Raw genomic sequence first — 11,806 nt, forward strand, 5'->3', positions numbered from 1 at the left:
CCTTGGCAATCTTCCCGCCCCCCCCTAAGCCTGCACTCAGGATACACAAGGGGGCGACGACATGCGTGATTTCCACAGGCCGGGACGGTCCGAGGTGCTGGCGACCGGCGGTATGGTCGCCACCTCGCATCCCATCGCGGCACAGGCGGGCGCGCAGATCCTGCGGGCGGGGGGCAACGCCGCAGACGCAGCCATCGCCATGGCCACCACGCTGCATGTATGCGAGCCGCACATGTGCGGGCTGGGTGGCGACTGTTTCGTGCTGGTCAAGCCGGCCGGGACCGAGACGGTCCACGCGCTGAACGGCTCGGGCCGGGCACCCGCGCGCGCCTCGAGCGAGGCGCTGCGGGCGGCGGGGCACACGACGATTCCGCTGGATGATCCGGCGTCGGTGACGGTGCCCGGCGCGGTGGATGCGCTGTGCCGGCTGGCGGCCGATCACGGGCGGCTGGGGCTGGACCAGACGCTGGCCCCGGCGATCCACCATGCCGACACGGGCGTGCCGGTGGCCGCGCGCGTGGCCGCCGACTGGGTCGACGCCGGGGCCCGGCTGAAGGGCGTGGCGCGCGACTTCTACCTGATGCAGGGCGCCGCCCCGGCCGAGCGCGCGATCTTCCGCGCCCCCGGCCAGGCCGAGGTGCTGCGCCGCATCGCAGTCCGGGGCCGCGCCGGTTTCTACGAGGGCGAGGTCGCCGAGGACATGGTCGCCAGCCTGCGCGCCATGGGCGGCGTGCACACCTCCGAGGACTTTGCCGAGACCGCCTGCAGCTGGGGCGAGCCGATCAGCGCCACCTATCGCGGCGCGGAGCTGCTGGAGCATCCGCCCAACGGGCAGGGCGCGACCGCGGCGCTGATCCTCAACATCCTGTCGCAGTTCGACATGGCCTCGATGGCGCCCGACAGCCCCGAGCGGGTGCACATCCTGGCCGAGGCGACGAAGCTCGGCTACGACGCCCGCGACCGGTTCATCTCGGACCCCGAGACCTGCGACCGGCTGGATCACATGCTGTCGATGGACACGGCGGCGAAGCTCGCGGCGCTGATCGACCCGGCCCGCGCGCTGGAGACGCCGGTGGCGCAGGCCACCGCCGCGGTGCACCGCGACACCGTGCTGATGTGCGCGGTGGACCGCGACGGCATGGCGGTGACGCTGATCCATTCGATCTTCCACGCCTTCGGGTCCGGTCTGGCGTCGGATCGCTTCGGCCTGCTGTTCCAGAACCGGGGCGCGGGCTTCAGCCTGACCCAGGGCCACCCCAACGAGATGGCGCCGCGCCGCCGCCCCATGCACACCATCATCCCCGCCATGCTGCGCGAGGATGGCCGCGTGACGCTCGCGTTCGGCGTCATGGGCGGGCAGTACCAGGCCACCGGCCACGCCCATGTGCTGGGCAACCTGCGCGATCACGGCATGGGGTTGCAGCAGGCGCTGGACGCGCCGCGCTCATTCGCCGTGGATGGCACGCTGGAGCTGGAGCACGGCTACGACCCCGCGCTGATGGAGGCGATCACCGCCCGCGGCCACGCCGCGCTGTGGCGCCCCGAGCCGCTGGGCGGGGCGCAGGCCATCGGCATCGACCACGCCCGTGGCGTGCTGATCGGCGCGTCCGACCCGCGCAAGGACGGCTGCGCCATCGGGTTGTGACCGCGCAGCCCCCCTCAGCTGATGCTGAGGGGGGCTGCGTCGTGCAGGATCGCGGTGGCGATGTCGGTGAAATCCACGCCGTCGCGCAGGTGGCGGGAGCCCGCGTGCATCACCAGCGCCGCCCCCAGCACGAAGGGGCTGCGCCCGCCCTTGCGGGCCTGAACCAACACACGCCCCGCCGCGCGCCCCTCGCGGGCCGCGATCGGGCACACCGCCGCGCTGGCGCGCCCCGCCAGCGCCGCCAGCGCATCGGGCAGGCGCGCGGCCGGCAGGATCATCGTCAGCCACCCGCCCGGGCGCAGCCGCCGCAGGCCGGTGTCGATCCACGCGGCCAGCGGCGTGTCCTCGCGCTGGGCGGCGTCGCGGCCGGGGTCGCGGGCGGGCGGGGCTGCGGGGTCAAACCACGGCGGGTTGGCCATCACATGGTCGAATGCTTGCGCGCGCAGCGGCTCGGGCGGGGCGGTCACGCAGCCCTCCCACACCTCCAGGGCCACGGCATTGCGCGCGGCATTGGCCCGCGCCAGCGCGGCATAGCCCGGCTGCCGCTCCAGCCCCGCCAGCCGCAGCCCCGCCACCCGCGCACCCAGGCACAGGCTGGCGACGCCCACCCCGCAGCCCAGTTCCAGCACCGATTGCCCCGTCCGCGCGGGCACGGCAGCCGCCATCAGCACCGGGTCGGTGGCGGCCCGATACCCCTGGCGCGGCTGCAACACCCGCAGCCGGCCGCCCAGAAAGGCATCCTCGGTGGTGTCCTGCGTCACCGTCCCCTCAGCTCTCGATCGGGATGCCGTTGTCGCGCATCACGGCGCTGGCGCGGAAGTGGTCGGCGTCCCGCACCATCATCCGGCGCGGCAATATGCCAATGGACCCTTCCAGCGCGCTCATATGGACGTCGAGCACGAAGGGCTCTATACCCTCGCCCTCGAGAAGCGCCGAGGCCCAGGCGATGACCGTCGGGTCGTTGGTGCGAAGAAGTTCCCTCATCATCGACACATAAGGGCACTTGGCCCGCCGTGTCGAGACGGGGCAACGCGGACAGCAGGAGGGCACGATGGGCCTCGATCAGCCGGGCTTGCGGCCCGATGTGGTGCTTCGACAGGCGCTGGAGGCGGACATGGCGGCGGTGGATGCGGTGATTCGCACCCGCATGGCGTCCGAGCACGCCCCGCGCATTCCCGAGGTGACCGCCCATCTGATCGGCGCGGGCGGCAAGCGGCTGCGCCCGCTGCTGACGCTCGCGGCGGCGCGGATCCTTGGCTACGAGGGGCGCCACCACATCGACCTCGCGGCCACGGTGGAGTTCATCCACACCGCCACCCTGCTGCACGACGACGTGGTGGACGAAAGCGCGCAGCGGCGCGGCCGGCCGACGGCGAACCTTTTGTGGGACAACACCTCGTCCGTGCTGGTGGGGGATTACCTGTTCGCGCGCTCGTTCCAGCTGATGGTGGGGACCGGCTCGTTGCGGGTGCTGGAGATCCTGTCGGAGGCCGCCGCCCGCATCGCCGAGGGCGAGGTGCTGCAGCTGACCGCCGCGCGCAACCTGGCGACCACCGAGGACACCTACCTCAAGGTCGTGCGCGGCAAGACCGCGACGCTGTTCGCGGCGGCCTGCGAATCCGGGGGCGTGATCGCGGATGCGACCGAGGCACAGGTGGACGGGCTGCGCACCTATGGCGACGCGCTGGGCGTGGCGTTCCAGATGGTGGACGATTACCTCGATTATGGCGGGGCGGGCGACGCCATCGGCAAGGACCTGGGCGATGATTTCCGCGAACGCAAGCTGACCCTGCCGGTGATCCGCGCCGTGGCCGCGGCCGATGACGGGGAACGTGCGTTCTGGCGCCGGGTGATCGAGGCCGGCAAGCAGGAGGATGGCGACCTGGCCCATGCGATGGCGCTGATGGCCCGCCACGGCACGCTGGAGGCCACCCGGGCCGAGGCGCTGGCGTGGTCGGCGCGCGCCCGCGCAGCCCTTGCGCCCCTGCCGGAGCATCCCTTGCGCGCGGCTCTCGACGATCTGGCGGGGTATGTCGTGGCCCGTGTCATCTGATGAGCGGTGTCATCTGATAAACGGTGTCATCTGAGCCTCTGGCCCGGGCCAGCCGGCACGGCTGGTTCGAGGCGGCCAAAGGAAAGGGGCGGCCGGTTTCCCGCCGCCCCCCGTCCCGATCCGGCCTTGGGCCGGACGGTCCTCAGTTGTTCGCGGCGATGGCGGCGGCGGCCACCAGCAGCAGAACGATCGGAATCACGACGCCAGCGGTCGACTTCCGGGTCTCTTCGATGATGACCGGGGGCTCGATGACCGGATCGGCCATTTTGGACGTGCCGTGAGCGCCGGCGAAAGCGGTGGAAGCGACGCCGGTGAGCGCCAGGGCCAGAACGAGTTTCTTCATGTCAACCTCCAATTGTTGCCCGCCGTCCGAGGGTTTGCGGATCGGCAGGGGCACGCAAGGGTACCTCGTGCATGCCGAAAGAACATTGGCCCCGTTGAAATGCAACTGCTGCCAGACGACTGCGCAGAGAGTTTCATCCGGCTTCGTCAATTTGGCAACACCTGTGCGGCGACGACCCGCCTGTGCGCCGGTGCGGGCGCCGGTGCATTTGCCACCGCCGTTCGCAGAAGCTAGACCGGCCGAAACGGAAGCGGGGTCCGGCGGCCGACCGACCTCCCGACCGGCCCCCGCGAACGGCCCCCGCGAAGGAATGACGATGCGTTCAGAGTGTCCCCCCGACCGTCCCCTTTTCCGCCCCGGCCGACGGGCGTTCGTGGCCCTTGCGGCGGCTGCGGCGCTGGCGGCCTGTGCCCCGGCGCAGCCGCTGGCGCCGCTTGGCCCCGATGGCCAGCCGATCCAGCGGGTCTATCGCATCGGGCCGGGGGATGCCGAACGCATCCCGTTCCGCGCGCTTGATGCGGTCAACGCCCTGCGCGCCGATCGCCGCCTGGCACCGCTGGAGCTGAACGCGCAACTGACGGCCGCGGCGGCGACGCATGCGCGGGACATGTCGGCGCAGGAACGCGCCTGGCACTTCGGCTCCGACGGCTCCTCGCCGGTGGCGCGGGTGGCGCGCGCGGGGTACCGCGGCGAGATGCGCGGCGAGCTGATCTCGGAGACCTTCGAGAGCGAGCTGGAGACCATCAACGCCTGGATGGCCAACCCCGACACCCGCGCCGTCCTGCTGGACCGCGAGGCGCGCGACATGGGGCTGGCCTGGCACCAGGACCCCAACGGCAAGCTGTGGTGGGCGCTGGTCACCGGCACCCCCGACAGCGCGCCGCCGCCGTTGGCGTCGGGGGGCGGATTTGGCGATCCCGGCCCGTTCACGCCCGGCGTCTTCGAGGAAGTCACCCCCCGCCCGTTCGGCTGAGGGGCCGCCGCCTTCAGGGAAAGCGGTTGTCGCGCGGAAATCCGCGCGGCGCCATCCGCCCCGCGCCGGCACGCGCGCCGGTCCATTCCGTCAGGTCGGCCTCGTGCCGGGTGCGCCCGGCCGGGTCCTTCCAGCGCAGCCCGTCGGCCAGCGTGAAGGTGATCGCGTCCGACAGCCCGCCGTCCTTGTACTTCTGCAGCCGCACGCCCTTGCCGCGCGCCATCTCGGGCAATTCCGACAGGGCGAACACCAGCATCTTGCGGTTCTCGCCCACGGCGGCGACGTGGTCGCCCTCGATGGGCCGGCAGATGCGGGCCACGGCCCCGCGCGCGGGGTTGAGGACCTGCTTGCCCGCGCGGGTCTGGGCCACGATGTCGGCCTCCGGAACCACGAACCCGTCCCCGGCCGAGGACGCAAGCAGCAGCTTGCCGCCGGGCCGGTGCACGCGCAGGGCGACGATCTCCACCTCGTTGGGCAGGTCGACCATCAGGCGCAGCGGCTCACCCATGCCGCGCCCGCCGGGCAGGTTGGAGGCCTGCAACGTATAGACCCGCCCGTCCGAGGCGAGGACGATCAGCTTGTCGGTGGTTTCGGCATGCAGGACGAAGCGACCCGAATCACCGTCGCGGAACTTCAGCGGGCTGTCGGCGGCGATGTGGCCCTTCATCGCCCGGATCCAGCCCATGGTGGAACAGACGACGGTGATGGGTTCGCGGTCGATCATCGCCTCCAGCGGCACGTCCTCCACCGCCTCGGCGGTGGCAAAGCGGGTGCGCCGGGCGCCGCCGGGGGCGCGGATGCCGAATCGGGCGTCGACCTCGGACAGCTCCTGCGCAATCCGGCGCCATTGCAGGGCTTCGCTGGCGCACAGCTCCTCGAGGCCTGCGCGCTCGGCCCGCAGGGCGTCGTACTCGCGCCGCAGCGCGATCTCCTCCAGCCGGCGCAGGGCGCGCAGGCGCATGTTCAGGATCGCCTCGGCCTGCGGCTCGGACAGCGCGCCCTCGCCCTCGGCCGGGGGGGCATAGTCGGCCTCGGAGGTGGCGCGGACATAGCCGGGCGCCCAGACCTCGCGCATCAGCGCGGGCTTGGGCGCATCGTCATAGCGGATGATGTCGAGCACCCGGTCGAGGTTGAGGAACGCGACCAGGAACCCCTCCAGCACCTCCAGCCGGGCGTCGATCCGCCCCAGCCGGTGGCGGGACCGGCGCAGCAGCCCGTCGCGCCGATGGTCGAGGAACGCCCGCAGCACCTCGCGCAAGCTGCACACGCGCGGCGTGCGCCCGTCGATCAGCACGTTCATGTTCAACGGCACCCGCACCTCCAGATCGCAGTTGCGATACAGGAGGCCCATCAGCACCGCCGGATCGACATTGCGCGAGCGCGGCTCCAGCACGATGCGGATATCCTCGGCGCTTTCGTCGCGGATATCGGCCAGGATCGGGGTCTTGCGGGTCTGGATCAGCTCGGCGATGCGCTCGATCAGCTTTGACTTGGCGACCTGATAGGGGATCTCGGTCACGACGATCTGCCAGGTCCCGCGTCCGAGGTCCTCCACCTCCCAGGCCGCGCGCAGGCGGAACGCGCCGCGGCCGGTGCGATAGGCCTCGCGGATGCTCTCGGGCGGCTCCACGATGACGCCGCCGGTGGGCAGGTCCGGGCCGGGCACCAGCGCGTACAGCGCGTCGTCCGGGGTGTCGGGGTCGTCGATCAGCGCGCGGCAGGCGGCGATCAGCTCACCGAGGTTGTGCGGCGGGATGGAGGTCGCCATCCCCACCGCGATCCCGCTGGAGCCATTGGCCAGCAGGTTGGGAAACGCCGCCGGCAGGACCTCGGGCTCCTCCAGCGTGCCGTCGTAGTTGGGGCGGAAATCGACCGCGTCCTCGTCCAGGCCATCCAGCAGCGCCTCGGCCATCGCGGTCATGCGGGCTTCGGTGTAGCGCGCGGCGGCGGGGTTGTCGCCGTCGACGTTGCCGAAATTCCCCTGGCCGTCCACCAGCGGATAACGCATCGCAAAGGGCTGCGCCAACCGCGCCAGCGCGTCATAGATCGCCTGGTCGCCGTGGGGGTGGTAGTTCCCCATCACGTCGCCCGAGATCTTGGCGCATTTGCGGAACGGCCCGTTGGCGGCCAGGCGCAGCTCGCGCATCGCATAGAGGATGCGCCGGTGCACCGGCTTCAGCCCGTCACGCGCATCCGGCAGCGCGCGGTGCATGATCGTCGAAAGCGCATATTGCAGATAGCGCGACCCCAGCGCCCGGCGCAGGGGTTCGATCTGATGGGCGGGGGGGCTCGTCGGTCATGCGATCAGTGTGTAGGGGGTTCGCGGGGAACGGTCCAGCGGGAAGGCGGATGACACAGCGTACGATCCTGATCACGGGGTGTTCGTCGGGCATCGGGTGGGATGCCGCGCGCACGCTGTCGGCGCGCGGCTGGCGGGTGTTCGCCACCGCGCGGGCCGAGGCCGACTGCGCCCGCCTGCGGGCCGAGGGGCTGGAGAGCATCCGACTCGATTATGCCGATCCCGCCAGCATCGCCGCCGCGGTGGCCGAGGTCGCGGAGCGCACCGGCGGCCGGCTGGACGCGCTGTTCAATAACGGCGCCTTTGCCATCCCCGGCGCGCTGGAGGACATCCCGGCCGAGGCCCTGCGCGCGATCTTCGAGGCCAACGTGATCGGCTGGCACGATCTGACCTGCCGGGTGATCCCGCTGATGCGCGCCGCGGGGGGCGGGCGGATCGTGCAGTGCTCCAGCGTGCTGGGGCGGGTGGGGCTGCGGTGGCGGGGCGCCTATGTGGCGACCAAGTTCGCGCTGGAGGGGCTGTCGGACGTGCTGCGGCTGGAGATGGCCGACGCGGGCATCCATGTCGTGCTGATCGAGCCCGGGCCCATCACCTCGCGGTTTCGCATCAACGCGCGCCGACAGTTCGAGGCGTGGGTGGACTGGCGCGCCTCGCCCCGTGCGGCACAGTACGAGGACCGGCTGCTGGGGCGGCTGTATGAGGATCGCGGCCCGGACCGGTTCGAGCTGCCTCCCGCGGCGGTGACGGACGTGGTGATCCGCGCGCTGGAGGCTCGGCGGCCGCGCGCGCGGTATGCGGTGACGGTCCCGGCGCGGATGATGGAGGTTGCCCGGCGGTTGCTGCCCGACCGGCTGCTTGATCGCTTGCTGCGCCTGGGCTGAGGGCGCTCACCCTCAGCGCGGCGGGAGCAGGGCGCGTTGTATCGCGGGTGGCAGGGCTGCGCCTCGGGCGTGCGTCCAGCACGGCGCCTCCGCCGGGTCCGGCATCCAGGCGACCGTGCGCCCGCGCAGGGCGCGCACCGACGACCAGACCAGCATGAGGCCCGCCCCCAGGCCGGACTGCACCGCCAGCGCAAGCCAGACCGGCTGTCCCAGCAGCAGCGCCGCCATCAGGCCGCCCCATCCCAGACACGCCACCGCGATCACCATGCCCAGCACCATTCCGACCCCTCCGCCCCTGCGCGCCGGTCCGGGCACGCCCCTGCCCCTTTCGGTCTAGGGAGCGAATCTTTACGGCAGGTAAATGCCCCGCCGCGCTGCGGGCGCCGCCTGCGGTCCGCGGCCCGCAGATTTCAGGCCCCCCGGCGCAGGCCCCCCGGCGCAGGTCCCCGGCGCAGGTTCCCGGTGCAGGTCCCGGGGTCAGGCGGCGGGCTTTGCGCGCGCCCCGCTCAGCAGCGCGTGCAGGCGGCGGGCTTCGCCCAGGGTGTCGTGGCGGGCCTCGACGGTGGCGCGACCTGCGGTGCCGAAGCGACAGCCGAGGTCGGGATCGGCCAGCAGCCGCTCGATCGCCGCCGCCAGCGCATCGGTATTGCCCGGCGGCACCAGCAGACCGGACACGCCGTCCTCGACCAGTTCGGCGACGCCGCCAACGCGGGTGGCCACCACCGGCAGGCGGCTTGCCATTGCCTCCATCAGCACCATCGGCACGCCTTCGGCAAAGCTGGGGAGCACCAGCATGTCGGCCGCGCCCAGGGTGGCGGCGACCTCGGCCTCGCCCAGCTGGCCGCGAAAGGTGACCGCGCCCTCCAGCCCGAGGGCGGCCGCGCGTGCGCGCAACCGCGCCATGTCCGGCCCGTCGCCCACCAGCGTCAGCGTGGCATCGGGGTGTTTCCGATGCACCGCCACAAACGCATCGAGCAGCAGCCGCACGCCCTTGACCGGCGCAAGCCGCCCGATGAACAGGATGTTGCCCCCCGTCCAGCGTGGCGGCGTGGTGCCATACAGCTGCGGCTGCACCCCGCAGCGGATGATGCGCAGCTTGTCCCAGTGCGCGGGGTCCGAGAACAGCATCAGCTGCGAGCGGCAGAAATCGCTGATGCAGCATACGAAGGCCGCGCGCGCGATCTTCTCGTCGAGGCGCCAGCGGCGGGCCTCGAAGAAGATGTCGGGACCGTGCTCGGTGAAGCTGTAGGGGATGTCGGCCATCCCGGCCGCCAGCATCGCGACGGTCCCGCTGGAGCCTGCGAAGTGGTTGTGCAGGTGCACGGCCCCGTTGCGCACCAGGTGATCGGCCAGGATCCCGGCCTCGAGGAAGTAGAACAGCTGCCACAGCGCGGCGCGCACCCCCTCGGGACGGGTGCGCGCGGCCAGCGCCAGCATCGACGCCCAGCGGCGCGGCGACCGGCGCAGCATCCGGCCATGCGCGGCCAGCACCCGCAGCGGGTTGCGCGCGGCCTCCAGGATGGTGAAGGTCGCCGCCGCCTCGGCCTGCTGGTCAGGGGTGATGTCATGGGGCGCGGCCCGGCGCACCTGCGTGGTGATCACCTCCAGCCCCAGCGCCCGCAACGACGCGATCTCGCGCTGGATGAAGGTGTGCGACATCTTCGGGTACTGCCCGGTCAGATAGGCGACCGGTCCGCCGGACGGCGCCGGGTTGGCGGGCTGGGTCTGGTGCATCTGGCGATCCTTGTCTGGCGTCATCGGTGTCAGCGTCCGCATGTCCACTGCCCGTCCGACGGGCCGATGTGGCACAGCGCCCACGTCCGCATGTCCACGGCGACTTCCACCGTGGCGCGCATGGCCAGCCCCGGAAGGGTGCGCGCCCCCGGCGGGGCCTTCGCCGCGTTCTCCATCCGCGCTGGGTGGCGCTGCGCGATCCGGCGCACACCCGCATCCCGGCGGCGCACCCCGACCAGCGCCCGCAGCCCCGCGACCATGGGCCAGCGATACCCCGAGGCGATCTCGTGGCGTTCCTCGGGGCGGAAGTGGACCCGCACGAAGGCATCGTCCGGGATCACGTCGGGGAACAGCCCCGCGCGTGTGCGCCCGGCGGCGTTGACAGCAAAAGGCTCCGCGCCGGTGGCGCCCTGTGCCACGAACGGCAGCCGCAGCCGCAGCCGGACCCCGGCCGTGGCCCGCGTGACCGGGTTTTGCGGGGGCGCGTTCCGCGCCAGCGCCACCAGCAGACCGGCGATCCGCCCCGCATCTCGGCAGGCGCCCAGATGGATCCGCACCCCCGCCGTGGCCCGGGCATCGCCCGCGTTGAGGGCCGCGATCTTGCGGCTGCGCGCCCGTTCGATCATCGAAAGCTGCCAGCCGCGCGCGGCAAGGCGCCCCTCGAAGGCGCGCGCCAACGCCGCGGTGGCGTCGTGGCAGCCGTTGGCGACGACGATGATGTGCTGGCCGCCCGCGACGCCCTGTTGTGCCAGCAGCGCGCCGCGGCAGGCCTCGATATCGGCGGCCTCGGTGCTGGCCGGCACGGTGATGCTGGCGCATGGGGCCGCCGCCGCACCTCGCCCGGCCGGATCGGGGGTCGCTGTCATGGCTTCACTCCGCAGGGCACACCCGTTGCAGGCGATGGCGTTGGAACGGACTGGCACTGGTGTCAAGCGCACGCGCGGGGGACCGGGCACCCGGCCGGTGCCTTGTGCCCGTCGCGGGGCATCCGTAGCACGGGCCGCATGGCAAGGGTATCCCGGTGACCGGAACCGACAGAGCGCGCCTTGACCGGATGCTCGGGGTGATCAACCGGGCGGCGTTCCGGCGCGATCTGGAGGTGCATCTGGCCACGGGGCGGGCATTTTCGCTCGTGACGATGAGGCTGGACCCTCTGGTCAGGCTCCGGCGGGGGGTGGGGATCGGCGTCATCGCCGGCACGCAGCACCGCGCGACGCGGCTGGTGCGCCGTGTGGCGCTGGGGTGGCTCTGGCGGCTGATGGGCGATCCGCGGCGGCTCGGGTGCCGCCATGCCGCCTGCAGCGCGATCCCGCCGTCGCTGCCGCTGGCGGCGCTGCGTCTGCGCCACGGCGCCCCGGGCTGAGCGCCCCGCCGGGCCGCGGGGGCGGGTTGGCGGCGTCGTCGGCGGTGGGCGCAGGGGACGGAACAGGGTGCGGCGTACCCCCGTGTTCGATCGGTCGGGCCGCTGTCCGGTGCCCTTCCGTAGGGGCGGGTGCTGACCCCCTGGCTGCGACCCGCCCGATTCCCGCGCCGTGGCCTCAGCCACGCCCGGCGGTCAGCACCCCGGCCAGCGTATCGGCATCGAGGACCACCGGATTGCCCTTCATCGAGGAGGAGCGCGCCGCATCCCGCGCGGCCTGCGGGGCCAGTGCGGGGTCCAGAAGGGCGCGCGGCGCAGGCAGCCCGTGGCGGGACATCCAGCCCTCCAGCGCGTCCAGCGCGGTGGCAGGGGGCACGTCCAGCGCCTCGGCGATCCAGCCCTCCACCTGGTCCATGCGGTCGGTGGGCAGCCCGGCCGCCGCCATCGCCGTGCGGTTCGCCCGCAGCACCGGCACCAGCAGCGCCCCGCACAGCGCCCCGTGCGGCGCCCCCGACAGC

12 protein-coding genes and 1 pseudogene are annotated in these 11,806 nt (G+C 72.7%); 5 read left to right on the plus strand and 8 right to left on the minus strand.

Annotated elements, in window-relative coordinates:
- Positions 1–61: 61 nt before the first annotated feature.
- Positions 62–1,645: a gamma-glutamyltransferase family protein gene (locus tag CCR87_RS14365; protein ID WP_201158224.1), complete on the plus strand. Its 1,584-nt coding sequence runs from the start codon at positions 62–64 to the stop codon at positions 1,643–1,645.
- Between the two features lie 14 nt (positions 1,646–1,659).
- On the opposite strand, the gene CCR87_RS14370 is transcribed toward CCR87_RS14365, so the two are convergent.
- Positions 1,660–2,406, minus strand: coding sequence for a tRNA1(Val) (adenine(37)-N6)-methyltransferase (locus tag CCR87_RS14370; protein ID WP_338048935.1), 747 nt, complete (start codon positions 2,404–2,406; stop codon positions 1,660–1,662).
- Between the two features lie 7 nt (positions 2,407–2,413).
- On the minus strand, positions 2,414–2,629 hold the full coding sequence (locus CCR87_RS14375; RefSeq protein WP_201158225.1) for a putative signal transducing protein: 216 nt from the start codon (positions 2,627–2,629) through the stop codon (positions 2,414–2,416).
- 67 nt (positions 2,630–2,696) lie between these two features.
- Between CCR87_RS14375 and CCR87_RS14380 the strand changes: the two genes are divergently transcribed.
- Positions 2,697–3,698 (plus strand): polyprenyl synthetase family protein, encoded by a 1,002-nt coding sequence (locus CCR87_RS14380; protein WP_201158226.1) that lies wholly within the window; start codon positions 2,697–2,699, stop codon positions 3,696–3,698.
- A gap of 142 nt (positions 3,699–3,840) precedes the next feature.
- On the opposite strand, the gene CCR87_RS14385 is transcribed toward CCR87_RS14380, so the two are convergent.
- Positions 3,841–4,041, minus strand: coding sequence for a hypothetical protein (locus CCR87_RS14385; protein ID WP_201158227.1), 201 nt, complete (start codon positions 4,039–4,041; stop codon positions 3,841–3,843).
- A 316-nt stretch (positions 4,042–4,357) separates the two neighbouring features.
- Here CCR87_RS14385 and dalA point away from each other — a divergent pair, with 316 nt between their 5' ends.
- On the plus strand, positions 4,358–5,014 hold the full coding sequence (dalA, locus tag CCR87_RS14390) for a divisome-associated lipoprotein DalA (RefSeq protein WP_201158228.1): 657 nt from the start codon (positions 4,358–4,360) through the stop codon (positions 5,012–5,014).
- Between the two features lie 13 nt (positions 5,015–5,027).
- Here the strand turns inward: dalA and CCR87_RS14395 are convergent, their stop codons facing one another.
- On the minus strand, positions 5,028–7,286 hold the full coding sequence (locus CCR87_RS14395; protein ID WP_201158233.1) for a DNA topoisomerase (ATP-hydrolyzing): 2,259 nt from the start codon (positions 7,284–7,286) through the stop codon (positions 5,028–5,030).
- A gap of 77 nt (positions 7,287–7,363) precedes the next feature.
- On the opposite strand from CCR87_RS14395, the gene CCR87_RS14400 reads away from it, so the two are divergent.
- A complete protein-coding gene (locus CCR87_RS14400; RefSeq protein ID WP_201158229.1) occupies positions 7,364–8,194 on the plus strand; it encodes an SDR family NAD(P)-dependent oxidoreductase in 831 nt (276 codons plus the stop codon).
- A 12-nt stretch (positions 8,195–8,206) separates the two neighbouring features.
- Here CCR87_RS14400 and CCR87_RS14405 read toward each other — a convergent pair whose 3' ends face one another.
- The 3 genes from CCR87_RS14405 to CCR87_RS14415 form a co-directional block, all read right to left on the minus strand.
- Positions 8,207–8,473: a hypothetical protein gene (locus tag CCR87_RS14405; RefSeq protein WP_201158230.1), complete on the minus strand. Its 267-nt coding sequence runs from the start codon at positions 8,471–8,473 to the stop codon at positions 8,207–8,209.
- 198 nt (positions 8,474–8,671) lie between these two features.
- On the minus strand, positions 8,672–9,928 hold the full coding sequence (locus tag CCR87_RS14410; protein ID WP_201158234.1) for a glycosyltransferase: 1,257 nt from the start codon (positions 9,926–9,928) through the stop codon (positions 8,672–8,674).
- Positions 9,929–9,957: 29 nt separating this feature from the next.
- On the minus strand, positions 9,958–10,794 hold the full coding sequence (locus tag CCR87_RS14415) for a glycosyltransferase family 2 protein (protein ID WP_201158231.1): 837 nt from the start codon (positions 10,792–10,794) through the stop codon (positions 9,958–9,960).
- 155 nt (positions 10,795–10,949) lie between these two features.
- Here CCR87_RS14415 and CCR87_RS14420 point away from each other — a divergent pair, with 155 nt between their 5' ends.
- Positions 10,950–11,291: a WecB/TagA/CpsF family glycosyltransferase gene (locus CCR87_RS14420; RefSeq protein WP_338048936.1), complete on the plus strand. Its 342-nt coding sequence runs from the start codon at positions 10,950–10,952 to the stop codon at positions 11,289–11,291.
- Positions 11,292–11,466: 175 nt separating this feature from the next.
- Here CCR87_RS14420 and CCR87_RS14425 read toward each other — a convergent pair.
- Positions 11,467–11,806: pseudogene (locus CCR87_RS14425) on the minus strand (iron-containing alcohol dehydrogenase); the annotation flags it as partial.

The organism is Rhodobaculum claviforme (assembly GCF_016653255.1).
Classification (GTDB): domain Bacteria; phylum Pseudomonadota; class Alphaproteobacteria; order Rhodobacterales; family Rhodobacteraceae; genus Rhodobaculum; species Rhodobaculum claviforme.